This window comes from Dietzia sp. Alg238-R159 (genome assembly GCF_900537145.1).
Lineage (GTDB): Bacteria > Actinomycetota > Actinomycetes > Mycobacteriales > Mycobacteriaceae > Dietzia > Dietzia kunjamensis.
The window spans coordinates 15,947-37,687 of the sequence record NZ_UNRI01000013.1 but is presented as its reverse complement, the minus strand read 5'-3'; the positions used below and the strand labels follow the sequence as shown (position 1 = coordinate 37,687).

24 protein-coding genes are annotated in these 21,741 nt (G+C 71.8%); 14 read left to right on the top strand and 10 right to left on the bottom strand.

The features are described 5' to 3' along the window. Positions 1 to 118: 118 nt before the first annotated feature. A complete protein-coding gene (locus tag G6R20_RS17315; RefSeq protein WP_069389638.1) occupies positions 119 to 673 on the bottom strand; it encodes a hypothetical protein in 555 nt (184 codons plus the stop codon). Then, entirely contained in the window at positions 670 to 948 is a 279-nt protein-coding gene (locus G6R20_RS17310) for a helix-turn-helix transcriptional regulator (RefSeq protein ID WP_069389637.1), read from the bottom strand. Before G6R20_RS17310 ends, G6R20_RS17315 begins: the two co-directional genes overlap by 4 nt. A gap of 63 nt (positions 949 to 1,011) precedes the next feature. On the opposite strand from G6R20_RS17310, the gene G6R20_RS17305 reads away from it, so the two are divergent. The 4 genes from G6R20_RS17305 to purQ all read left to right on the top strand — a co-directional run bounded on the left by G6R20_RS17305 (position 1,012) and on the right by purQ (position 3,377). Then, positions 1,012 to 1,509, top strand: coding sequence for a glutathione peroxidase (locus G6R20_RS17305; RefSeq protein WP_069389636.1), 498 nt, complete (start codon positions 1,012 to 1,014; stop codon positions 1,507 to 1,509). Positions 1,510 to 1,645: 136 nt separating this feature from the next. Further along, complete coding sequence (locus G6R20_RS17300) at positions 1,646 to 2,350, top strand: DUF2334 domain-containing protein (RefSeq protein WP_163377134.1); 705 nt, start codon at positions 1,646 to 1,648, stop codon at positions 2,348 to 2,350. A gap of 98 nt (positions 2,351 to 2,448) precedes the next feature. Continuing rightward, a complete protein-coding gene (gene purS, locus G6R20_RS17295; protein ID WP_069388988.1) occupies positions 2,449 to 2,703 on the top strand; it encodes a phosphoribosylformylglycinamidine synthase subunit PurS in 255 nt (84 codons plus the stop codon). Continuing rightward, the gene (gene purQ / locus G6R20_RS17290; protein ID WP_069388989.1) at positions 2,700 to 3,377 is read left to right on the top strand and encodes a phosphoribosylformylglycinamidine synthase subunit PurQ; all 678 of its coding nucleotides are present in this window, start codon (positions 2,700 to 2,702) and stop codon (positions 3,375 to 3,377) included. Before purS ends, purQ begins: the two co-directional genes overlap by 4 nt. 74 nt (positions 3,378 to 3,451) lie before the next feature. On the opposite strand, the gene G6R20_RS17285 is transcribed toward purQ, so the two are convergent. Further along, positions 3,452 to 3,646 (bottom strand): hypothetical protein, encoded by a 195-nt coding sequence (locus G6R20_RS17285; protein WP_069388990.1) that lies wholly within the window; start codon positions 3,644 to 3,646, stop codon positions 3,452 to 3,454. 207 nt (positions 3,647 to 3,853) lie between these two features. On the opposite strand from G6R20_RS17285, the gene G6R20_RS17280 reads away from it, so the two are divergent. The 3 genes from G6R20_RS17280 to G6R20_RS17270 all read left to right on the top strand — a co-directional run bounded on the left by G6R20_RS17280 (position 3,854) and on the right by G6R20_RS17270 (position 8,157). Further along, positions 3,854 to 5,065: a saccharopine dehydrogenase NADP-binding domain-containing protein gene (locus tag G6R20_RS17280; protein WP_159148462.1), complete on the top strand. Its 1,212-nt coding sequence runs from the start codon at positions 3,854 to 3,856 to the stop codon at positions 5,063 to 5,065. An 82-nt stretch (positions 5,066 to 5,147) separates the two neighbouring features. Continuing rightward, positions 5,148 to 7,448, top strand: a complete 2,301-nt coding sequence (gene purL / locus G6R20_RS17275; protein ID WP_159148463.1) for a phosphoribosylformylglycinamidine synthase subunit PurL — start codon at positions 5,148 to 5,150, stop codon at positions 7,446 to 7,448. Between the two features lie 40 nt (positions 7,449 to 7,488). After that, complete coding sequence (locus G6R20_RS17270) at positions 7,489 to 8,157, top strand: DUF1275 family protein (protein ID WP_069388991.1); 669 nt, start codon at positions 7,489 to 7,491, stop codon at positions 8,155 to 8,157. Between the two features lie 21 nt (positions 8,158 to 8,178). On the opposite strand, the gene G6R20_RS17265 is transcribed toward G6R20_RS17270, so the two are convergent. Next, positions 8,179 to 9,324 (bottom strand): hypothetical protein, encoded by a 1,146-nt coding sequence (locus tag G6R20_RS17265; RefSeq protein ID WP_240341548.1) that lies wholly within the window; start codon positions 9,322 to 9,324, stop codon positions 8,179 to 8,181. Positions 9,325 to 9,378: 54 nt separating this feature from the next. Between G6R20_RS17265 and G6R20_RS17260 the strand changes: the two genes are divergently transcribed. From G6R20_RS17260 to purM, 4 genes are all read left to right on the top strand, one after another. Then, positions 9,379 to 10,971, top strand: a complete 1,593-nt coding sequence (locus G6R20_RS17260) for an LssY C-terminal domain-containing protein (RefSeq protein ID WP_163377132.1) — start codon at positions 9,379 to 9,381, stop codon at positions 10,969 to 10,971. Then, a complete protein-coding gene (locus tag G6R20_RS17255) occupies positions 10,968 to 11,357 on the top strand; it encodes a sterol carrier family protein (RefSeq protein ID WP_163377131.1) in 390 nt (129 codons plus the stop codon). Before G6R20_RS17260 ends, G6R20_RS17255 begins: the two co-directional genes overlap by 4 nt. Positions 11,358 to 11,558: 201 nt before the next feature. After that, a complete protein-coding gene (purF, locus tag G6R20_RS17250) occupies positions 11,559 to 13,190 on the top strand; it encodes an amidophosphoribosyltransferase (protein WP_069388590.1) in 1,632 nt (543 codons plus the stop codon). Positions 13,191 to 13,229: 39 nt separating this feature from the next. Next, complete coding sequence (gene purM, locus G6R20_RS17245; RefSeq protein WP_067712004.1) at positions 13,230 to 14,312, top strand: phosphoribosylformylglycinamidine cyclo-ligase; 1,083 nt, start codon at positions 13,230 to 13,232, stop codon at positions 14,310 to 14,312. A gap of 146 nt (positions 14,313 to 14,458) precedes the next feature. Here purM and G6R20_RS17240 read toward each other — a convergent pair whose 3' ends face one another. Beyond that, complete coding sequence (locus tag G6R20_RS17240; protein WP_067712007.1) at positions 14,459 to 14,644, bottom strand: DUF3073 domain-containing protein; 186 nt, start codon at positions 14,642 to 14,644, stop codon at positions 14,459 to 14,461. Positions 14,645 to 14,814: 170 nt separating this feature from the next. Then, positions 14,815 to 15,978 (bottom strand): folate-binding protein YgfZ, encoded by a 1,164-nt coding sequence (locus tag G6R20_RS17235; protein ID WP_083249487.1) that lies wholly within the window; start codon positions 15,976 to 15,978, stop codon positions 14,815 to 14,817. Between the two features lie 39 nt (positions 15,979 to 16,017). On the opposite strand from G6R20_RS17235, the gene G6R20_RS17230 reads away from it, so the two are divergent. Then, positions 16,018 to 16,926 carry an aminodeoxychorismate lyase gene (locus G6R20_RS17230; protein ID WP_069388594.1) on the top strand — a complete coding sequence of 303 codons (909 nt, stop codon included), beginning with the start codon at positions 16,018 to 16,020 and terminating at the stop codon, positions 16,924 to 16,926. 28 nt (positions 16,927 to 16,954) lie between these two features. Here the strand turns inward: G6R20_RS17230 and G6R20_RS17225 are convergent, their stop codons facing one another. The 4 genes from G6R20_RS17225 to G6R20_RS17210 form a co-directional block, all read right to left on the bottom strand. Further along, positions 16,955 to 17,644, bottom strand: coding sequence for an FABP family protein (locus G6R20_RS17225; protein ID WP_083249488.1), 690 nt, complete (start codon positions 17,642 to 17,644; stop codon positions 16,955 to 16,957). Between the two features lie 119 nt (positions 17,645 to 17,763). Then, positions 17,764 to 18,264, bottom strand: coding sequence for a hypothetical protein (locus tag G6R20_RS17220; RefSeq protein WP_067712013.1), 501 nt, complete (start codon positions 18,262 to 18,264; stop codon positions 17,764 to 17,766). A gap of 48 nt (positions 18,265 to 18,312) precedes the next feature. Next, complete coding sequence (locus G6R20_RS17215; RefSeq protein WP_067712016.1) at positions 18,313 to 19,143, bottom strand: sulfurtransferase; 831 nt, start codon at positions 19,141 to 19,143, stop codon at positions 18,313 to 18,315. A gap of 10 nt (positions 19,144 to 19,153) precedes the next feature. Further along, entirely contained in the window at positions 19,154 to 19,894 is a 741-nt protein-coding gene (locus tag G6R20_RS17210; protein WP_132063998.1) for a DUF2993 domain-containing protein, read from the bottom strand. A gap of 82 nt (positions 19,895 to 19,976) precedes the next feature. On the opposite strand from G6R20_RS17210, the gene G6R20_RS17205 reads away from it, so the two are divergent. Together G6R20_RS17205 and mshD are read left to right on the top strand one after the other, a co-directional pair. After that, positions 19,977 to 20,666 (top strand): response regulator transcription factor, encoded by a 690-nt coding sequence (locus G6R20_RS17205; RefSeq protein WP_067712021.1) that lies wholly within the window; start codon positions 19,977 to 19,979, stop codon positions 20,664 to 20,666. Further along, positions 20,663 to 21,634 carry a mycothiol synthase gene (gene mshD, locus G6R20_RS17200; RefSeq protein WP_163377130.1) on the top strand — a complete coding sequence of 324 codons (972 nt, stop codon included), beginning with the start codon at positions 20,663 to 20,665 and terminating at the stop codon, positions 21,632 to 21,634. Before G6R20_RS17205 ends, mshD begins: the two co-directional genes overlap by 4 nt. Positions 21,635 to 21,741 lie beyond the last annotated feature (107 nt).

The following is a 21,741-nucleotide window of genomic DNA, read 5'->3' as shown; positions in this document are numbered from 1 at the left end:
CCCAGCGCCCACCCCGCCCAGCGCCCACCCCACCCCGAGGATCCGCTACTCCAATTCGGGATCCGCTGGTCCCATCGGGGTAGCGGATCCGGAATCGGGGTAGCGGATCTCCTGGGGATCAGGCGGTGTGGTCGGCGGCGGCGGGCGCGAAGTCGTCCGCGCTCTCGGGGGGCATGGTGCGGGTCATCGCGGCTGCGGGAATGACCGCCCCGGCCAGGAACGTGAGGATGCCGAGGCCTCCCATCACGTAGGCGAGCCGGTGTCCGTCGCCGATCTCGAAGCTCGAACCGAAGATCAGCACCATCGAGATCACGAACAGTCCGCCCGTGACCAGCGAGAGCGACTGAGAGCGGGCCTGCAGGAGCGTCGCCAGCTCGAACTCGTCCAGGTATCGGGCGGGGGCGGTGTCCTTGGAGTCGATGGTGATGCGCAGCATCGTCCAGACCACGCAGATCACCACGGTCATGGGGAGCCAGGCCAGGATGATCGGGAACCAGAAGTAACCCGCCACCGCGATCGCGGCCATGATCGCCAGGCTCGCCCAGTTCAGGCGGACGAGCAGTCGGCGACGTCCCGGGGTACGCCACGACGGGAGTCTGCCCTCCGTCCGGGTCTGCATCTTCTCGAATCGCTGCTCGGATCGGGTGAGGGTGTCGACGCGGTTGGAGGTCATGATCGGTCCTCTCGGGTGGGGCGGTAGATCTCGGCGGACATCGGTCGGAACTCCTCGCGGGAGAACACGGCCTCGACCGGCAGGTCGAAGACCGCGCAGATCCGGAAGGCCAGATCCAGGCTCGGGTAGTGGTCGCCTCTCTCGAGCGCCCCCACGGTCTGGGGGTTGACCTCGATCTGCTCGGCGAGCGCCGCACGGCTCAGGCGGCGCTCGGCCCGCAACACGGCGATCCGGTTGTGAATGGGGAGCTTTTCTCCCCGTCGGACTGGGCTCATGTATCTAAGTGTTGGGAAAACCCAACGATTTGTCAATGGTCCGTTGTGGGTAGGCTGGATCACATGAGTAGCGGAAGCATTCACGACATCTCGTTCACCACCATCGACGGCGAGCAGGCCAGCATGGGCGACTACGCGGGCCACGCGGTCCTCGTGGTCAACGTCGCCAGCGAGTGCGGGCTCACCCCGCAGTACGAGGGGCTGCAGGAGTTGGCGGACGACTACCGCGACCGCGGCCTCTTCGTGATCGGGTTCCCCTGCAACCAGTTCATGGGCCAGGAGCCGGGTGACGAGGACGCCATCAAGGAGTTCACCTCCGGCAAGTACGGGATCACCTTCCCGCTCGCGGCCAAGGTCGACGTCAACGGGCCCGACCGACACCCGCTCTACGTCGAGCTCACCAAGGTGGCCGACTCCGACGGTGAGGCGGGGGACGTGCAGTGGAACTTCGAGAAGTTCCTGCTCTCGCCCGAGGGGGAGGTCGTCGGACGGTTCCGTCCCAAGGTCGAGCCCGGAGCCCCCGAACTGGTGGACGCGCTCGAGGAGACACTTCCGATCTGACCGCGCCGGCGGGGATATCGGTCTCGGCACTGTGTCGGGTCGGCACTATGTCGGTCTCGGTACTGTGTCGGGCTCGGCAATCTGGAGTACACCTCGCCGTCGTCACCGCGTCATCACTCCCTGACACGATCCCCCCATGACCCCGCGCCTCATCGTCTCGGTCTCGGGACTCCGCGACACCACCCTCGACCACGCCGTCGACCTGGTCGGCGACCTCGAACGTCGATCCGTGCCGGTCTCGCTGCTCGTCGCCCCGCGGCGGGGGCGCGAGTACCGACTCGCCGACGACGACGGCACCCAGGAGTGGCTGCGGCATCGCCGGCGGCGGGGCGACGCCATCGTGCTGGGCGGTTACGACGACGCGGCGACCAGGCCCCGCAGGCCCGAGTTCGCCTCGATCGGACCCGCCGAGGCCGCCGTGCGTCTCACCGCCGCCGACCGGCTCATGGCGGAGATGGGCCTGCGGACCCGGGTGTTCGCCCCGCCGCGCTGGAACGCCTCCCCGGGATGCCTCCGGGCACTCCCCGGAGCGGGCTTCCACATCTGCGCCGCGCTGACCGGGATCCACGACCTCCCGCGCGGCACCACCGAGCGGGGTCGGGCGCTCTCGATCGGCGAGGGGTTCGTCGCCGACGCCTGGTGGTGCCGGGCCCTCGTCGCCGCGGCAGGGCGCACCGCCGAGGCCGGCGGGACGGTCCGGCTCAACGTCGCGGCCGGGCAACTCTCGCGCCGGGCACCCCGGTCGGCGCTGCTCGACGCGGTCGACGCGGTCGTCGGCGAGCACGGTGCGCGGCCCGCCCGCTACGAGTGGTCACCGGTCGCGCTTGTGGGTGCCGCGTGAGCTTTCGGTCCGGCGACCAGCGGCGGGTAGGATCGACCAGTGAGTCCCGGCCGGTCCGGGATCATTCCGCGTAGCCGTCCGATCGAGGAGTTCCCACCGTGGCCCGAGTCGTCGTCGAAGTCATGCCCAAGGCCGAGATCCTCGATCCGCAGGGTCAGGCCATCCACCGAGCCCTCGGCCGTCTGGGCCACGGCGGCGTCACCGACGTACGGCAGGGCAAGCGGTTCGAACTCGAGATCGCCGACGGTGTGACGGAGGCCGAGCTCGAGGAGATCGCTTCGTCCCTCCTGGCCAACACCGTGATCGAGGACTGGAAGGTCGTCCGCGTGGACACCGCGGAGGCGGCCTCGTGACCGCACGGATCGGCGTCATCACCTTCCCCGGCACGCTCGACGACATCGACGCCTCCCGTGCCGTCACCCGGGCCGGGGCCGAGGCGGTTTCGCTGTGGCACGCCGACGCCGACCTCAAGGGCGTCGACGCCGTGGTGGTCCCCGGCGGCTTCTCCTACGGCGACTACCTGCGGTGCGGTGCCATCGCCTCGATGGCCCCCGTCATGGGTGAGGTCATCTCGGCCGCGAAGGGCGGCATGCCCGTGCTGGGGATCTGCAACGGTTTCCAGATCCTGTGCGAGGCCGGGCTGCTGCCCGGCGCCATGGGCCGCAATCGCGACATGCACTTCATCTGCCGCGACGAGTGGCTGCGGGTGGAGAACAACGGCACGGCCTGGACCTCACGGTTCGAGCAGGATGCCGAGATCCTCATCCCGCTCAAGTCCGGCGAGGGCCGCTACATGGCCACGCCCGAGACCATCGAGAAGCTCGAGGCCGAGGGGCGCGTGGTCTTCCGCTTCGCCGGTGACGCCCCCAACGGTTCCACCAACAACATCGCCGGCATCAGCTCCGCCGACGGTCGCGTGGTGGGTCTCATGCCGCACCCCGAGCACGCGATCGACCCGCTGACCGGCCCGTCCGACGACGGGCTGGGCCTGTTCCTGTCCGCGCTGGACTCGATCGTCAGGGTCTGATCAGCACGCTGCGCTCAGAGCGAAGGGCCCGCCGGGATTGCTCCCGGCGGGCCCTTCGGTGTTGCAGGGGTGGATCAGCCGAGCGGGCTGCCGAGGGTGCTGCCCAGGTCGCCACCGATGCCGGCGACGAGGCCGAGGATCGTCAGGGGCAGCTCAAGGACGAAGCCGAGGATGGTGTCCACGGCGGAGGAGCCGACGCCGTCGAAGCTGCCGAAGGTCTCGATGCTGAAGGGAACGGTGGCGTCGGCGATCGAACCGGTGAGGTCCATGGGGTCTCCCTAAGAGGTACGCCCCGGAATGGCCGGGGCGAGATGCGGCGACCCGGGTGGTCGCGCGCGCGAGATGATTTTGCCCTTATCTGGTGGACAACGGATCAACTTTCTTCACATTAATGACAGAGGTCACTCGCGCCACTCGTGGTCGGCTGTGCCCCGTGCGTCGCCCGCCGACCGCGGCCGATGCGGTAGAACCGTGGGATGAGCGAAACCAGTAACCAGCCCGTCTCCGCCTCCGACAAGGCCGACCGGCCGTTCGACATCGTCCTCTACGGTGCGACCGGGTTCACCGGGGGACTGGTGGCCGAGTACCTGCTGCGGCACATGCCCGAGGGTGGTTCCTGGGCGGTGGCGGGTCGGAACCGGACCAAGCTGGACGCGATCGTCGCCCGACTGGCCACCGAGATGCCGGACGTCCCCGCGCCCGGGGTCGTCGTCGCGGACACCGACGACGCGCGATCGTTGGCGGAGATGGCGCGGTCCGCTCGCGTCATCATCACCACGGTCGGCCCGTACCTCGAGTACGGCGAGCCCCTGGTGGCCGCCTGCGCCGAGGCCGGAACCGACTACGTGGACCTGACCGGGGAGCCCGAGTTCGTGGACCGCATGTACCTCGAGTATCACGACGCGGCCGTGGCCTCCGGCGCACGGATCGTCCACGCCTGCGGCTTCGACTCGATCCCCCACGACCTGGGCGTGTTCTACACCATGAAGCAGGTGCCCGAGGGTGTGCCGGCGGTGGTGTACGGGGCCGTCCACGCGGACGCCCAGTTCTCCGGCGGAACCTTCCACTCGGCCATCGGCCAGTTCGCGCGCCTGCGGGACGCGGCGAAGACCGCCAAGCTGCGGCGCCAGAAGGAGGGCAGGGTCGCCGACCGGCGGATCAAGTCGGTCCAGGGCAAGCCGCACCGGGACAGCGTGCTGGGCCGCTGGCTCGTGCCGCTGCCGACCATCGACCCGCAGATCGTCCTGCGGTCGGCCGCAGCCCTCGAGAGCTACGGGCCGGACTTCACCTACTCGCACTACGCGTCGGTCGGCTCGCCCGTCACCGCCACGGCCGGCATGGTCGGTGTCGGCGCGCTCGCGCTCGGCTCGCAGGTCGGCCCCATCCGGTCGCAGATCCTCAAGCGGATCGACCGCGGGGCCGGGCCGAGCGAGTCCCGCCGGGCCCGGTCCTCGTTCGACGTCACGTTCGTCGCGCTCGCCGGCGGACGTCGGATCGTCACCCGGGTCTCGGGGGGCGACCCGGGGTACACCGAGACGTCGATGATGCTCGCCGAGTCGGGTCTGAGCCTGGCGTTCGACGACCTGCCCGCGCTCTCGGGTCAGCTCACCACGGCCCAGGCCATGGGTGACGCTCTGCTGGACCGGGTCCAGCGCGGCGGCCTGACGTTCGAGGTCCTGTCGACGTAGGTCGGACCCCGGGCGACCCCGCACGAGGTGGGGCCGAAGGCGTCGATTCGCCACCCGGACGGGGCCGACTAGACTCGGCCCCGTGACCTCTCATGTGGACTCCATCTCGCACGCCTCCGACACCCCCGAGCTGGCCCAGCCGTGGGCGGAACTCGGACTCAAGGAGGACGAGTACGCCCGCATCCGGGAGATCCTGGGGCGTCGCCCCACGGACGCCGAGCTGGCCATGTACTCCGTCATGTGGTCGGAGCACTGCTCCTACAAGTCGTCCAAGGTGCACCTGAAGTATTTCGGGGAGACCACCACCGACGAGATGCGCTCGTCCATGCTCGCCGGTATCGGTGAGAACGCCGGCGTCGTGGACATCGGCGGCGGCTGGGCCGTGACGTTCAAGGTGGAGTCGCACAACCACCCCTCGTACATCGAGCCCTACCAGGGCGCCGCGACCGGTGTCGGCGGGATCATCCGCGACATCATGGCGATGGGTGCGCGGCCGGTGGCCGTGATGGACCAGCTTCGCTTCGGCCCCGCCGACGCCGACGACACGCACCGCGTGCTCCCCGGCGTCGTGGCGGGCGTCGGCGGCTACGGCAACTGCCTGGGCCTGCCCAACATCGGTGGCGAGACCGTGTTCGACGAGTCCTACGCCGCCAACCCTCTGGTCAACGCCCTCGGCGCGGGCGTCATGCGCGTCGAGGACCTGCACCTGGCGTTCGCGTCCGGCACGGGCAACCGGATCATCCTGTTCGGTGCCCGCACCGGCCTCGACGGGATCGGTGGCGTGTCGGTGCTCGCCTCCGAGACCTTCGACGTGGATGAGCACGGCGCGCCGGTCAAACCCCGCAAGCTCCCGGCCGTCCAGGTGGGCGACCCGTTCATGGAGAAGGTCCTCATCGAGTGCTGCCTCGACCTGTACCGCGAGGAACTGGTCGTGGGCATCCAGGACCTCGGCGGAGCCGGCCTGGCGTGCGCCACCTCCGAGCTGGCGGCGGCCGGCGACGGCGGCATGCACATCGTGCTCGACAACGTCCCGCTGCGTGCGGAGGGCATGACCGCCGCGGAGATCCTCTCGAGTGAGTCGCAGGAGCGCATGTGCGCCGTGGTGACGCCGGAGAACGTCGAGGCCTTCATGGGGGTGTGTCGCCGCTGGGACGTGCTGGCCGCCGACATCGGCGAGGTCACCGACGGCGACCGGCTCACCATCGAGTTCCGCGGCGAGACCGTCGTGGACGCCCCGCCGGAGTCACTGGCCGACGAGGGACCGGTCTACGAGCGCCCCGTCGAGCGCCCCGCCGACCAGGACGCTCTGCAGGCCGACACCACCGCGAACCTGGCCCGCCCGGCCACCGGTGACGAGCTGCGTCAGACCCTTCTGGACATGATCTCCAGCCCGGCGCTGTGCTCGCGCAAATTCATCACCGAGCAGTACGACCGGTACGTCCGCGGAAACACGATCCTCGCGGAGGCCGCCGACGGCGGCGTCCTGCGCATCGACGAGGAGTCCGGTCGCGGCATCGCGCTGTCCACCGACGCCTCCGGTCGCTACACCAAGCTCGACCCGTACACCGGTGCCCGGCTGGCCCTGGCGGAGGCGTACCGCAATGTCGCCGTCACCGGCGCCACCCCGGTCGCGGTGACCAACTGCCTGAACTTCGGCTCCCCCGAGGACCCGGGCGTGATGTGGCAGTTCCGCGAGGCCGTCCACGGCCTGGCCGACGGGTGTGCCGAGCTCGGCATCCCCGTCACCGGCGGCAACGTCTCGTTCTACAACCAGACCGGCTCCACGCCGATCCTGCCGACGCCCGTCGTGGGCGTGCTCGGCGTGCTCGACGACGTCGCCCGCCGCACGCCCACCGCGTTCGGTGACACCCCCGGTGAGAGCATCTACCTCCTCGGCGAGACCCGGGACGAGCTCGACGGGTCCATCTGGGCCCAGGTCGCCCACGACCACCTCGGCGGACTGCCGCCCACGGTGGATCTGAAGTGGGAGGCCACCCTGGCCCGCATCATGGCGACCAGCTCGAAGGACGGCCTCATCACCGGCGCCCACGATCTGTCCGAGGGCGGCCTCGCGCAGGCTCTCGTGGAGTCGGCGCTGGCGGGCGAGTGCGGCATCCGCGTCGTGCTGCCCGAGGGCGCCGACCCGTTCGTCTGGCTGTTCTCCGAGTCCGCCGGCCGCGTGATCGTCTCCGTGCCGCGCGGCGAGGAGATCCGCTTCCAGCAGATGCTCACCGCGCAGAACATCCCGCACGCGCGGGTCGGCGTGACCGACCCCGACTCGGGCACGTTCGAGGTGCAGGGCCAGTTCACCCTCACCACCGACGAGTTGCGCGCCGCCCACGAGGGGACGCTGCCGGCGCTGTTCGGCGTCGACCCCGTCTGAGTCGTCGGGGAGGACGGCCGGACCGGGGACAGGCGGGCGGATGCGCGACCTGCGCGGGCGTGAGCGGGTCCTCGCGGTGGTGCTCGCCGCCACCGCGGGGTTCGTCGACGCCGTCGGCTTCCTCGTGGTGGGCGGCTACTTCGTGTCCTTCATGAGCGGGAACTCCACCCGCATGGTCGTCGATCTCTCGGGCGGTGACCTCGCAGGTGCCGCCATCGCCGCCGTCGTGCTGGTCTCCTTCTTCCTGGGGGCGGTCGGGGGCGCGGTGGTGACCCGACGTCGCAACCTCGACGACCGACCGGCGGTCCTGTCCCTCGTGGCGTTCCTGCTCCTGCTCTCGCTCGTCCTGCACTGGGCCACCACGGCCACGGTGCTCGGGACGCCGGTGTCCGTCGCGGCGGCGGCGGCATCGATGGGGGCCATGAACTCCGTCTTCCACTCCCGTGGCGAGGTCTCGCTCGGCGTGACGTACATGACGGGCGCCGTGGTGAAGTCGGCCCACCGCCTGGTCGACGCGCTGGCCGGGGGATCGTGGGCCCCGTACCGCCAGCAGGTGGCCCTGTGGTCCGCGCTCGTCCTCGGTGGTGTCGCCGGCGCACTGCTGCACGTGGCCATGGGCGCCACCGCGCTCGCGCTGGCCGCGGCGGTCGTGATCGGCGCGGCGGTCGTGACCGTCCTGCTGCGCGCCCGGGACTACCGCACCCCCTGACGGCCCGTCAGGGCCCCGGGCCTACGGCAGCCCTCGTCGTCGTGCCCCCAGGTAGGCCTCCCGCGCCGCGAGGCCACGGACCACCTCGTCGAGCATAGGACGTACGAACCGTTCCTTGTGCGCGGTGTCGGAGGCCGCCGCGGCGGCCAGGTTGAGCGCGGAGAACGTCGCCAGCATCAGCGACACGCGCACGAGGGTGACGCTGACCGGGAGACCGAACAGCAGCCCGCCGGGCTCGTCGGGAGGGCGCAGCGTCCACCGTGTCTCGGTGATCTCGGGGACGGCGATCCACCCGAGGGTCACGAAGAACAGGAACACGAGCGTCGCGAACAGCGCCGCCTGGATCAGGGTCGCCAGCACGGGCACCAGCACCAGGTTCACCCGCTCGCCCGGACGCAGCGGGTGAACCGGCGCACGCCCACCCAGGTCCTGGAGGATGTCGTCGCGGGTGGAGATGCCCACCAGCAGCACCGTGAGCACCACCATGACGCCCAGCACGGCGAACGTCCGCGGCCAGGACAGTTCCACCATGACCTGCCAGATCTCCACGCTGAAGAACAGGAACAGCACCGCCAACATGAGGATCGGCAGCACCCTCGCCACCATTGGCCCCATGGTGGCCAGTTCCCGCCGCACGCGCCGCGCCGACCAGCGCACCAGCGAGCCCAGCCCCGTGTAGGTGCCCACCAGGACGCCCACCGCGAGCAGGGCGGTGGTGCGGCACGAGGGGCCGTCGTGGGGGTCGAACACGACGTGGGGGACGACGACGAAGGCGATCAGCGACCCGAGACCGATCGCCGAGCCGACCACCGGGCGCGCGTGACGGGCCGCCGTCGACACCAGCCATCCCACGAGTGGGGCGGCGACCCAGAGCGCGACCGCCAGCAGCAGGAGTTCGGCGATCGGCTCCGGGGCGTCGAGCAGATCCGGCTCCGCCCCCGGCCCGGCCCGCTCGAGCAACGCGATCATGTAGTCGTTCGACCGGTCCACGGCGGCGATCCCGGTGGCGGCCACCGCGAGCCCGGCGCCGAGGCCGGCGGAGCGGGGGAGCACCTCGCGGCGCCGGGTGGCCGGGGCGATCACGAGCGGCAACCCCAGGGCGCGCAGGTGGTCCTCGTGGACGGTCAGGCTGCTCGCGGGGGTGGGGTCGGGCGTGGGCACGCGCATATTCTCGCAGTGATCGGGCTCCGCACGGGACGGACCGGCGGCTATCGTCGATCCATGTCCACCAGCGAGCGCACGGCGCCCGTCGCGGGCGGCGGCGCCGACCCGGCAGCTCCGGCCGTGACGGGAGTCCCCGTCGAGCCCGGCCGCCCGACCGAACCACCCGTCTACGTCAGCCCGCCGACCAAGGTCCGCGACGACACGGTGCGGCCACCCCTGCCGGGACTCGCGGTGGACACCGTGTTCTTCGCTGTCGCCACCCTGTCGGCGGGCTGGCTGGGCTGGCGGTTGCTGGGCGACGTCTGGCACCACACTTGGTGGCATCTGTTCCTGCTGATCCCGTTCTGGGCGCTGGTCGCCTACCTGGTGCTGCCCCGCCTGCAGACGCTCGTCACGTCGGTGTACGTGCCCGGGTACTTCATCGCCCGCACCCGCACCTCCGACGGTCTGCTGGGGGATCCGGTCAACCTCGCCGTCGACGGCACGGCCCGCCAGATCCACGAGGCGATGACCGCCTGCGGCTGGGTGCTGGCCGACGACATCACGGTCCGCTCCTCGTGGGGGATCATCATGTCCTCGGTCCTGCGTCGGTCCTACCCGTCGGCGCCGGTCAGTCCGTTGCGGCTCTTCGGTCGCCGGCAGTGCCTGGCGTATCAGCAGGAGGTCGAGGGCAACGCCGCGCAGCGCCACCACGTGCGCTTCTGGCGGTGCCCGGACGGGTGGCTGCTGCCCGGCGGGCACCGGGTGCAGTGGCTCGGCGCCGGCACCTACGACCGCGCGGTGGGCCTGTCGCTGTTCACCCTCCAGGTGACCCACAAGATCGACGCGGACATCGACGTCGAGCGCGACTACATCGTCGACTCGATCCGGTACCACGTCCCCGGTGTGGGGGTCCGGGTGCTGGAGAACTTCTCGACCGGCTACCACTCCCGCAACGGCGGCGGTGACGCGATCCGCACCGACGGGGACCTGCCCGTGCTGGACCTGCGCACCGTGCCGGTGCCCGAGGCGTCGGCGGCCGACCTGCCGCCGGGCGTGGTGCGCGCGGCCCGCGGGTTCGACGACCCGGTCGCCGAGGGCGGCGTCGCCTCGGGGGATCCGGACCGTCCGGCCGACGACGTCGCGCCCGACCCCGGCCACCTGCCGCGGCCGGCGGCGCTCACCGCGGGGTGCGCCCTCGTCGCCGTCAGCGTCCTCGTGTTGACCGTGCTGGCGTTGCGCGACCTGCTGGGCGGGACGGACCTGGAGGAGTTCGCGGGGCTCGAGCAGTCCGAGGTGGTGCCCGCGGTCGTGGTGCTCGCGTTGTTCATCGGCGCGACCTACGGCGCGATGGGGGTTCTGGCACTGCTCACCTACCTGGGGTATGCCAGGCCGCGCGTGTGGTTGCTGACACTGACCGTGGTGAGCACCGTCTCCACCGAGTACGGGCGCGTGTCCACAGATGCCGAGCAGGACACGTTCCTCGGCGGGTACCCCGTCCTGGCGGTCAACGTCCTCATCATGCTGTTGCTCACGAGCCTGGCCGCGCGGACGTGGAGTCGGCGCACCGCCCAGGACCGTCGCGACCGCCGTCGGGGCGTGCGCACGGGCGCGCGGGGACTGCCGGCTGCCGAGGGCCCGGTCACCGTGGCGGCGGGGGATCCGACGTGAGCCGCGTCCCCGACGCCGCGGCGGTGCGCGCGGCCGTCGAGGCGGTGACACCGTGGCTCGACGACGACGACGAGGCGACCGCCAGACCTGGTCGGTCCGCGTTGGCGGCGGCGGTCCGCGGCACCGTGGAGATCCTCGCGGCGGAGCTGCCGGGACGGTCGGTCGAGGTCCGGGTGCCGCCGTTCGCCGCGGCGCAGTGCGTGGAGGGGCCCCGGCACACCCGCGGCAGCCCCCCGAACGTCGTCGAGACGGACCCCCGCACCTGGCTGGAGTTGGCGACGGGCCGGCTCGACTGGGACTCGGCGATCTCCGAGGGCCGGGTGCGCGCCTCGGGGACCCGGGCGGCGGCGGTCGCCGCGGGGCTGCCGGTCGTCCGGCCGGGGTGAGGGGCCCGACCGGGTGCGGGGCTCAGCCGGGGGGTGGGGCCCGGCCGGGTGCCTCGTGACGGGGCGGGCGCGGACGCCCGGCGGAGGGGGGCTGCGCGCCGGACTTTGGGGCCGCGGGGGTCGGTGACCGTAGACTTGCAGGCGCACCGCCGGGGTCCGTCCGGGCGGACCGCCCCGAAAGTCGCGAGGGAGCACCAGCAGGTGGAGAGTACGTCGTCACGACCGGCACCGTCCGGGTCACTCCGCCGTCCCGGTGGCAGCTCCGCCGTCGGGCTCGGGCTGCCCGATCCGTCAGCCCCCGGCCCCGCAGGCCTGCCCGTCGACGCCGAGCGCATCGGCCCGGTCGAGGAATGCGGCGTCTTCGGCGTGTGGGCCCCCGGCGAGGACGTCGCCAAGCTCACCTACTACGGCCTGTACGCACTCCAGCACCGTGGCCAGGAGGCCGCCGGGATCGCCGTGGCGGACGGTGAGCAGGTCCTGGTCTACAAGGATCTCGGCCTGGTCAGTCAGGTCTTCGACGAGCAGACCCTCGAGTCGATGCACGGTCACGTGGCGATCGGCCACTGCCGCTACTCCACCACCGGCGCGGCGAGCTGGGACAACGCCCAGCCGATGTTCAGGCCGATCATCGACGGCGGTTCCGTCGTCCTCGGCCACAACGGCAACCTCGTCAACACGCAGGAACTCAAACGGCACGCGACGGACCTGGGGATCGGCGGGTACTCGGAGGAGAGCACCCACTCGGACTCCGACATCGTCTCGACCCTGCTGGCCCACGAGGCGCGCGACGGGGGACTCGAGGAGGCCGCGGCCCGTCTGCTGCCCCGGCTGCGCGGTGCCTACTGTCTCACCTTCTCCGACGAGAACACGCTCTACGCGGCCCGAGACCCGCACGGTGTCCGCCCGCTGGCGCTCGGCCGCCTCGAGCGCGGCTGGGTCGTCTCGTCGGAGACGTCGGCCCTGGACATCGTCGGCGCCTCGTTCGTCCGCGACATCGAGCCCGGCGAACTCATCGCGATCGACGCCGACGGCGTACGGTCCCGCAAGCTCTCGCCCCCGACCCCCAAGACGTGCGTGTTCGAGTACGTCTACCTCGCCCGTCCCGACTCGGTGATCAACCAGCGCCTGGTCAACTCCGCGAGGGTGGAGATCGGGCGCCGCCTGGCCCGCGAGCATCCCGCCGAGGGCGATCTGGTGATCCCGGTACCCGAGTCCGGCACCCCGGCCGCCGTCGGTTACGCGCAGGAGTCCGGGATCCCGTTCGCGCAGGGGCTGACGAAGAACGCCTACGTGGGCCGTACGTTCATCCAACCCAGCCAGACCATCAGGCAACTGGGGATCCGGCTCAAGCTCAACCCGCTGCGTGAGGTGATCCGCGGGCAGCGGCTCGTGGTGGTGGACGACTCGATCGTTCGGGGCAACACCCAGCGCGCCCTGGTCCGCATGTTGTACGAGGCCGGAGCCCGTGAGGTGCACGTCCGGATCGCCTCGCCGCCGGTGCGCTGGCCGTGCTTCTACGGGATCGACTTCGCCAGTCCCGCCGAGCTCATCGCCAACGGCGTCGATGCCTCGGACGGGATGCTCGAGGGGGTGCGCCGCGCCATCGGTGCGGACAGCCTCGGTTACGTCTCCGTCGAGGGGATGATCGAGGCCAGCGGCCAACGCGGCGACGAACTGTGCGCAGCGTGCTTCGACGGGCACTATCCCATCGAGCTTCCCGACGACTCGCCCATGAGCGCGGCCGTGCGCGCGCTGGCAGCCGAGGTCGACGGCCTCGAGGCCGATCGCTTCCCGGTCCGCAGTGACATCGCGGACCCCGTCCGCCGACCCTGAACGGGCGCCCGACCAGGGGCGCCGACGAGGAGAGACCACATGACCGACAACTCACACCCCCCGACCGGCGCCTCGTATGCCGCCGCGGGCGTCGACATCGACGCCGGCGAGCGCGCGGTGGAGCTGTTCGCCCCCCACGCCAAGCGGGCGACCCGGCCGGAGGTGATGGGAGGCCTCGGTGGATTCGCCGGCCTGTTCTCGCTGAAGAACACCTACCGGCAACCGCTCCTCGCGTCGTCCACGGACGGCGTCGGGACCAAGATCGCCGTCGCGCAGGCGATGGACGTCCACAACACGGTCGGTATCGATCTCGTCGCCATGGTCGTCGACGACCTCGTGGTGTGCGGTGCCGAGCCGCTGTTCCTGCAGGACTACATCGCCATCGGCAAGGTCGTCCCCGAGCACGTCGCGGACATCGTCGAGGGGATCGCGGAGGGCTGCGTCCGGGCCGGGTGCGCGCTGCTGGGCGGGGAGACGGCCGAGCACCCCGGTCTCATGGCCCCGGGGGAGTACGACATCTCCGCCACCGGTGTGGGGATCGTCGAGGCCGACGAGATCCTCCAGGCCGAGAAGGTCCGCCCCGGCGACGTGATCATCGGCATGGCCTCCTCGGGGCTGCACTCCAACGGGTACTCGTTGGCCCGGCACGTCCTCCTCGAGCTCGCCCGACTCCCGCTCGAGGGGCACGTCGAGGAGTTCGGACGGACCCTGGGTGAGGAGCTGCTCGAGCCGACGCGTATCTATGCGCTCGACTGCCTGAGCCTCATCGCGGAGACCGACGTCCGGGTCTTCAGCCACGTCACCGGCGGCGGGCTCGCCGAGAACCTCGCCCGGGTGATGCCCCGCGGCCTGGTCGCGCGCCTCGACCGGGGGCGCTGGCCCGTTCCCGCCGTCTTCGGCACCATCGCCCATCACGGCCGCGTCGAGCAGGCCGAGATGGAGCGCACGTTCAACATGGGGGTCGGGATGGTCGCCGTCCTGCCCGAGGAGGACGTGGACCGGGCCCAGGCCGTCCTCACCGCACGCCACGTCGAGAACTGGGTGATCGGGCGCGTGGAGAAGGCCGGCGAGGACGCCGACGCCCCCCGCGTGACACTCGAGGGTTCACACGCCCGGTTCTGACCGCTCGCAGACGACAGCGACCCGGCCGGGGCAGTTCCGGCCGGGTCGCTGTGTCGTCGTGCGGTGTCCCGGCCAGTGTGACACGCGTGAGCCGGGCATCCTCGGGGATGCCCGGCCCACGTGGGTCTACCGGGAACGGGGGATGATCAGTACCTGGTGTCGCCGTCGGACCATGACCCGTAGGGGTCATCGTCCTCATCGGTGCTGAGCCGCGTCGGCGACCCTCCACCCGACAACTCCTGCTGGAGACGTTCTAGGTCCGTCTGCGGAGTGTTGTACTTGAGTTCGCGAGCGACCTTGGTCTGCTTCGCCTTCGCGCGGCCTCGGCCCATTGACCTGACCCCCTCGGAAACGGTGCTGGGCCACCTCGGGGGTGCCCATTGCAAGTGTGAGTATCTGCCTGTCCACAGGATAGCGTGCCCGGCGCGGAATGTCCGCCCGGGTGTCGAGGGAGTCGCCTCCGGCAGTGTCCCGCGGGGGTGATCCGACCCCCGCGGGGGTGTCAGGCCTGGCCGCGGAGTCGGCGGATGGCCTCTCGTCCGGCCTGGGTCCCGGTGTCCTCCGGGGCGCTGTCCGGGTCGACGGCGGCGACGACCCCGTCGATCTCGAGGGCTGCGTCGACGGCCACGGACCGCTTGAGCAGGGCGAGGGCCACCGGTCCGTCCTCGTGGTGCTGGACCACGGTCCCGACGCGTCCGACGGGGCGGCCGGCGGCGCGGACCTCGGCGCCCGGCACGGGCAGTTCGTCGCTGGCGGATCCATCCAGCTGGAGTCGGACCAGGACCCGGGGCGACCGTCCGAGGTTGTGGACCCTGGAGACGGTCTCCTGGCCGCGGTAGCACCCCTTGTCCAGGTGCACGGCGCCGCGCTGCGCCACATCGCCGATCCAGGTGGGGAGCTCGTGGGGGATGGTCTTCTCGTCGGTGTCCACCCCGAGGCGGCCGCGTGGCGGGGTCGTCCCCGCCGCCCGTAGGGCCTCGAACGCCCACGAACCCGCCGGACGCGCTCCCGCGGCGACCGCCGCGTCGAACCACGCGCTCAGTTCGGAGCGCGGGACCAGCAGGTCGATCGATCCGGTCAGGGGCCAGGGCATCCGCCGGGCCACACCGCCGCCCGGCAGCGGGATGCCGGCGTAGTCCCCGACCGGCAGGGTCACCTCGGTGCCGTCCGGGGCCTCGAGGGTGGCGGGGAGGGCGGCGCCGGTGAGGGTGAGGACGGCGAGGTCCGCGGTCTCCGGTGTCGCGTCGGCCCAGAACACCATCTTGGTGAGGAACTGCAGCAGGTCCGCTCCCCGGCCGGGTTCGGTGTCCACGACGAGCGTGCCGGCGACGTCGGCGAGGACCGCGTGGTGTTCCACCCGCCCGTTCGCGTCCAGCACCAGCGTCTCGGCGCCGCCACCGTCCGGGATCTCGGACACGTGCTGGGAGACGAAGCCCTCCAGCCAGGTCAGCCGCTCGCTGCCACCGATGGTCAGGACGTCCCGGTGGGAGCGGTCGACGACCACCGGCGCGGAGTCGGCCGCGCGCTGCTCCCCGAACGGGTCGCCGTAGTGGTACGGCACCCCGACGTCGGGGGAGGTGTCGGCCTGGTTCACTGCTCCGGGGCGGTTCAGGATCGGGCTGCGGTAGCCGCTGTCGGTCCGCTCGGGCACAACTGGGTCGGTCACGATCGCGAGTCTACGTACCCCGCCGTAGTGTTGGGCGGCATGGGCACAGCAGCGGAAACGGGTACCGACCGGACTGACGACGCACGGGTGGTCGTCCTCGTCGCGGGCGGTCCGGAGGGGCCGCGTCCCCGGGTCCACCCGTCCGATCAGCCACTGTTGTTGGCCGACGACCTGGCCGCCGTCCGTGGCGACGGTTGCTTCGAGACACTCCTCGTCGTCGGTGGCCGCCCCGCCAAGCCGGAACGTCACCTGGCGCGACTCGCCAGATCAGCGGCCTCGCTGGGGCTGACCGGGCCGTCCCCGGAGCAGTGGCTGGCGGGCATCGACCTGGCCGCGCGCCGGTGGGGGCCGGACTCGGAGGCGATGCTGCGGTTGGTGCTGTCCCGCGGGCCCGAGCGCGGCGGGCGGGAGACGGCCTACATCACCGTCGCGCCCGTGAGCGGGGTGGCCCTGCGGGCACGGGCCGACGGAATCGCGGTGACGGCCCTCGGTCGGGGGTATGCGTCGGACGTCGCCGCGTCCGCCCCGTGGCTGCTGCTCGGATCCAAGACGCTGTCGTATGCGGCCAACATGGCGGCGCTGCGGCACGCCGCCGCGGCCGGGTTCGACGACGTGATCTACCTGTCCTCCGACGGCGAGGTGCTGGAGGGCCCCCGTTCCACCGTGGTGATCGCCCGCGGCGGTGAGCTGGTGAGCCCTCCGGCGGAGGTGGGGATCCTCGAGGGCACCACCCTGGCGGCCATGGCGGAGATCGCCGGGGCCGAGGGTGTGCGCGTGCGGCGGGAGCGGCTGCTGCTGACCGACCTGTTGGCCGCGGACGCGGTGTGGCTGTTGTCCTCGGTGACCCTGTGTGCGCGGGTCCGCAGGGTCGACGATGTGACGCTGTCGACCGGGGACCCCGGGATCGATGTCGTCGGCATGGTCGACCGCGCGGTCGGCCGCGGGTGACGGGCCCCGCCACCCGGGCGGGGAACCGCTAGCCGGCTATCCGACGCAGTCGCGCGGACATGTGGGGCACCAGGCCCCGCTCCGGGTGGACGCGCTCCTCGACCCAGCCCAGGTCGCCACCCTCGACGATCCCGTAGATGCGCTTGGCGCCGCCACGCTTGGGTCCGGTGGGGGACGCGAGGACCACGTCGGTGGTCATCTCCCAGGCCGACTGGCTGATCGGTGCGCCGTAGTACATCTCGATCACGCCGGACGCGTGGGCCACGAGGAACTCGAGCTGGTCATCCGCGGAGATCCGCCAGAATCCCGTCTCCCGGTAGGCCGCATCGTCCACGGCGCCACCGGCGTCGAAGGTCCAGGCGCGGGAGGTCCAGGTCAGGTAGTTCTCGCCGTCGTGGGCGACGATGAGTTGTTGGCCGAACCGGTGCTGGCCGCGGTCCTCGGTGTCGGCCTCGCCCTCACCCTCCCAGACGCCCACGAGCGGCAGCAGGGCCAGCAGACCCGGGTGCAGATCGGGGCCGAAGCGCAGGTTGGCGGTGTCCTCCGGGACCGGGAGCTCGGAGAACGGGGCGATGTTGCGGCGGGCGGTCGCCTCCGACCGCTCCGCCGCCGCGTCGACGGCCGCGTTTCCGGATCCGGGCACGACCGACCCGCCGCCTCCCCCTACGGGGACGGGCGGCGTGGGGTCACCGGTGTTCGGCTGGTCGCGTTCCGTCACGACTCGTCGGTGACCGTGCGGTACACGATGTAGCAGGTGGCCCACAGGATGGCCAGCGTGCAGAGGACCAGGAGGATCTCGAAGAAGAGCACCATGGCCCAATCCTAACCCCGAGCCTCTCAGCCGAGTGAGACGCGGGCCTCGATCGAGTGGATGAGGCAGTCCTCGGGGGGCACGACGAAGTCCTCGCTGACCCGCGCGGTGGCGCCCACGACGGTCGCCAGGGTGAAGTCCGCGTGCACGACGCCCTCGCGCCCCGGGGGGTCAACGGTGATGACGATGTCGCGGACCTCGCGGATCACCGAGTACTGCAGGTGCAGGTGGAGGTCCCACCGGAGCTGGTCCGCCCCGAACCCGGTCTTCAGGCCGTTCTCGCGACGGACACAGTCCTTCGCGAACGGCACACGGAACGCCGCGGCCGGGACCGTGAGCGCGGTGAGGTACATCCGAACGGCTGCCTCCCGCTCCTCGGGGGAGTAGGGGCCGGGGTGATCGGGCACGGCCGGGGTCGCCCCACGGCGTTGATCGATTCCCACGAGGACGGTGGAGGCGACCGCGGCGCCGACGGCGACGACGGAGGCTCGCCCGGCCATACCGAGCGCACGCGACAGGAGAGACATGGGATCGAGATTAGCCAGTCCCGCCGGCCGCCGGGGTGAACACACGGCTCACCGTTCGACGGGGACCCCGATGAGGGAGCCGTACTCCACCCAGCTGCCGTCGTAGTTGACGACGTTCGGTTGATCGAGGAGCTCGTGGAGGACGAACCAGGTGTGGCTGGACCGCTCGCCGATCCGGCAGTACGTGACGACGCGCTGCCCGGGGGTGCCGAGAAGATCGGCGTAGATCTCGCGGAGCTCGGCGTCGGGCCGGAACGTACCGTCGCGGGTGACGGCTCGGTTCCACGGAATGCTCACCGCGCCGGGGATGTGCCCGCGCTGTCGGCCGCCCTCCTGGGGCAGGCCGGCCGGTGCGGCGAGCCGGCCGGTGAACTCGTCGACCGATCGCACGTCGACGAGCGCGTCACTGCCGAGGCCCGAGAGCACGTCCTCGCGGAACGCCCGGATCGACAGGTCCTGGGGCTCGGCGACGTACTCGGTCGCCGGGCGCTGCGGCAGCTCGGTCTCCAGTGGCAGGCCGTCCCGTTCCCAGCGCATACGGCCACCGTCGAGGAGGCGGACGTCGGGGTGCCCGTACAGCCGGAGGTACCAGTAGGCGTAGGCGGCGAACCAGTTGTGGTTACCGCCGTAGACCACCACGGTGTGCTCGCGGGTGATGCCCCGAACGGACAGGAGTTCGCCGAACCGCTCACGGTCGACGAGATCGCGCGTGTACTCCTGCTGGAGTTCGGTTCGCCAGTTCAGCGCGACGGCACCGGGGATGTGCCCGTCGGAGTGGTAGGCCGTCACGTCCTCGTCGACCTCGAGGAAGACCACCGAGTCGTCGGCCAGGCGCGAGGAGGCCCAGCGGGTGCTGACCAGTACGTCGTCGCGACTCATGGGCCCGAGTCTAGAGGTCCGTCCGTGCGAGGCCGTCGAGCGGCGCGGTGCCGGGCCCGCCGTCACCGGCGGCGGTGATGGTGCCGCCCGTGATGCTGAGGGTCTCGACCGCCACGCCCAGCGGGAGGACGTCCGGTTCCAACGTCAGTGCCGTGCGGCGCAGGGCCAGCTCGCCGTCGCCGTCGGGGAACCCCGCCGGCCCGGTCGCGGGTGCCACGGGGACGAGCCGTGCGCCGAGGTCGTCGACGACGAGGTCGACGAACGCCGAGACGCGGACGTCGGATCCCTCGAGTGTCCCGGTGACCCGGGCCCGGGTCTCGGTACCCCCGGCGAGGCTCGGGTCGTCGGCCGCGCCGACCAGCACGTCCCGCATCCCCAGGGCCGGGCCGAGCGAGGCCCCGGTGATCTGTACCGAGACCGTCACCGCCCCGGCGGTCAGCGGACCGGTCGGGTCCTCCGGCACGGAGACGTCGGTGGCCACGGCCTCCACCGCGACCGGCCCGAGCCCGGGCCGGTCGACCCCTTCGACCCGGATCGTCGCCGAGACGAGGGTGTCCGGGCCGGACCACCGCGACCCCGGCGCGCCGCCGATCGTCACCGAGGGGGGCCCGGCACCAGTGTTCCCCGGGTCGATCCGACCGGACAGGTCGGCCTCGATCCGTGAGGCGGACACCGTCTCCACGGTGAAGGCGCTGCCGGCCACGACGGCCACGGCGACAGCCGCGATGACGACGGGGCGGGGGAGTCTCATGGCATTCAGGTGTACTCCAATCCCCGTTTCGGGGGTGCGGGTCGCTAGTATCGTCTCGGCCCCCGGACGGAGAGGAAGCGACATGGACGTAGTGCTCCTCGCCGCTGAAGCAGACCCGGAGGCGGTCATCCCCGCGCTGCCTCTCCTCCCGCACTCGGTGCGTGTACTCCCGCCGCTGGCGTCCTCGCTGGGGGATCTCTCCGGTGCGGCACTCGCCCTGGTCGACGCGCGGAGTGATCTCGCGGCGTCGCGGGCACTGTGCAGGCTGCTGTCCGGTGGCGGGGACCTCGCCGTCATCGCCGTCGTCTCCGAGGGGGGACTGATCGCCGTCAGCGGGGACTGGGGCCTCGACGACATCCTCCTGCCGACCACCGGGCCGGCGGAGGTGGACGCCCGGTTCCGCCTCGCCGCCGCGCGGCACTCGTCCCAGGGCGAGGCGGACGGTGGCCTCCTCACGGTCGGCGAGCTGGTCATCGACGAGGAGACCTACGTCGCCCGCGTCAAGGGGCGCCCCCTGGATCTGACCTACAAGGAGTTCGAGCTCCTCAAGCACCTGTGCCAGCATCCCGGCCGGGTCTTCTCCCGCGCGCAGCTGCTCCAGGAGGTGTGGGGTTACGACTTCTTCGGTGGAACCCGGACCGTCGACGTCCACGTCCGGCGACTGCGCGCCAAGCTCGGTCCCGATCACGAGTCGCTGATCGGCACCGTCCGTAACGTCGGGTACAAAGCGGTCCGGCCGTCGGATCGCAGGGAGGACGGAGGCGACGCATGACAGTCACCGAACGCGCACCGGACGCCGGTGCCGCCGACCGCATCGAGGCGATGGCACGGCAGGCGGGATCGGTCGACGGGGTCGCACCCCTCGGTGAGCAACCCCTCCGGGCCCTCCGCGGGCCGGCCGGCGGGGCGCGTCACTTCCTCGCGACCGACCCCGATGAGCCCGGTGCCGCCGCGGGCGGGGGTTCCGCTGACCCCGCGATCGTCGGCTACGCCCAGCTCGTCGGCGCCGGGGACGAGGCCTCGGCGGAACTGGTCGTGGACCCCTCGCACCGGCGCCGGGGGCACGGGAGCGCCCTCGTCCGCGCGGTCCTCGAAGCCGAGCCCGGCGCCGCGATGTGGGCGCACGGTGACATGCCGTCCGCGCGGGCCCTGGCAGAGGGCCTCGGGCTGGCGCGGACACGCGAACTGCTGAAGATGCGCCGGCGCGCCGCCGGCGGGCCCGCGCTTCCGGATCCGCACCCGCCCGGGGGGATCGAGACCGGAACCCTCGCCGAGGCCGCGTCGGAGGGCGGGTCGCGGTGGCCGGGGATGGACACCCGGGAGGAGTTCCTCCGCGTGAACAACGCCGCGTTCTCGTGGCATCCGGAACAGGGGGGCTGGACGCGAGAGCAGCTCGACGACCGGCTCGGCGTCGACTGGGTGGATCCCGGCGCGGTCTTCCTCGCCGTGGATGCCGCGGGCGAGACGCCGCGGCTGGCCGGGTTCCACTGGACGAAGACCGTCGCCGAGCCCGGGCAGCCGGTCGAGGGCGAGGTCTACGTGGTCGCCGTGGACCCGTCTGACCAGGGCAGGGGCCTGGGCGGACTGCTCACCGCCGTCGGGGTCGAGCACCTCGAGGGCCGGGCCGGGGCGGAATCGGTCGTCCTCTACGTGGAGGGCGACAACCTCCCGGCCATCCGCACCTACGAGAGGCTCGGTTTCGCCGTCGAGCACCGAGACGTGACGTATGCCTCACGCTGAATTCCGCGGCGGTCCGGAGACGAGATCTCAGGATCACCCCAGGTGGGGTACCGCGGGGGGAGAAACGTCTGTCCGGGTGAACAACCCATGACCAGGGAGTTCATCTC

Excerpts from the sequence above, each read along its gene's own strand:
- G6R20_RS17285 (WP_069388990.1), bottom strand. The coding sequence starts at position 3,646 with ATGGACCTCACCGGTTCGATCGCCGACGCCACCGTTCCCTTCAGCATC.
- G6R20_RS17205 (WP_067712021.1), top strand. The coding sequence starts at position 19,977 with ATGGACGTAGTGCTCCTCGCCGCTGAAGCAGACCCGGAGGCGGTCATC.
- G6R20_RS17305 (WP_069389636.1), top strand. The coding sequence starts at position 1,012 with ATGAGTAGCGGAAGCATTCACGACATCTCGTTCACCACCATCGACGGC.
- G6R20_RS17270 (WP_069388991.1), top strand. The coding sequence starts at position 7,489 with ATGCGCGACCTGCGCGGGCGTGAGCGGGTCCTCGCGGTGGTGCTCGCC.
- mshD (WP_163377130.1), top strand. The coding sequence starts at position 20,663 with ATGACAGTCACCGAACGCGCACCGGACGCCGGTGCCGCCGACCGCATC.
- G6R20_RS17265 (WP_240341548.1), bottom strand. The coding sequence starts at position 9,324 with ATGCGCGTGCCCACGCCCGACCCCACCCCCGCGAGCAGCCTGACCGTC.
- purM (WP_067712004.1), top strand. The coding sequence starts at position 13,230 with ATGACCGACAACTCACACCCCCCGACCGGCGCCTCGTATGCCGCCGCG.
- G6R20_RS17240 (WP_067712007.1), bottom strand. The coding sequence starts at position 14,644 with ATGGGCCGAGGCCGCGCGAAGGCGAAGCAGACCAAGGTCGCTCGCGAA.
- G6R20_RS17280 (WP_159148462.1), top strand. The coding sequence starts at position 3,854 with ATGAGCGAAACCAGTAACCAGCCCGTCTCCGCCTCCGACAAGGCCGAC.
- G6R20_RS17300 (WP_163377134.1), top strand. The coding sequence starts at position 1,646 with ATGACCCCGCGCCTCATCGTCTCGGTCTCGGGACTCCGCGACACCACC.
- G6R20_RS17220 (WP_067712013.1), bottom strand. The coding sequence starts at position 18,264 with ATGTCTCTCCTGTCGCGTGCGCTCGGTATGGCCGGGCGAGCCTCCGTC.
- G6R20_RS17315 (WP_069389638.1), bottom strand. The coding sequence starts at position 673 with ATGACCTCCAACCGCGTCGACACCCTCACCCGATCCGAGCAGCGATTC.
- G6R20_RS17310 (WP_069389637.1), bottom strand. The coding sequence starts at position 948 with ATGAGCCCAGTCCGACGGGGAGAAAAGCTCCCCATTCACAACCGGATC.
- G6R20_RS17210 (WP_132063998.1), bottom strand. The coding sequence starts at position 19,894 with ATGAGACTCCCCCGCCCCGTCGTCATCGCGGCTGTCGCCGTGGCCGTC.
- G6R20_RS17215 (WP_067712016.1), bottom strand. The coding sequence starts at position 19,143 with ATGAGTCGCGACGACGTACTGGTCAGCACCCGCTGGGCCTCCTCGCGC.
- G6R20_RS17230 (WP_069388594.1), top strand. The coding sequence starts at position 16,018 with ATGGGCACAGCAGCGGAAACGGGTACCGACCGGACTGACGACGCACGG.
- G6R20_RS17260 (WP_163377132.1), top strand. The coding sequence starts at position 9,379 with ATGTCCACCAGCGAGCGCACGGCGCCCGTCGCGGGCGGCGGCGCCGAC.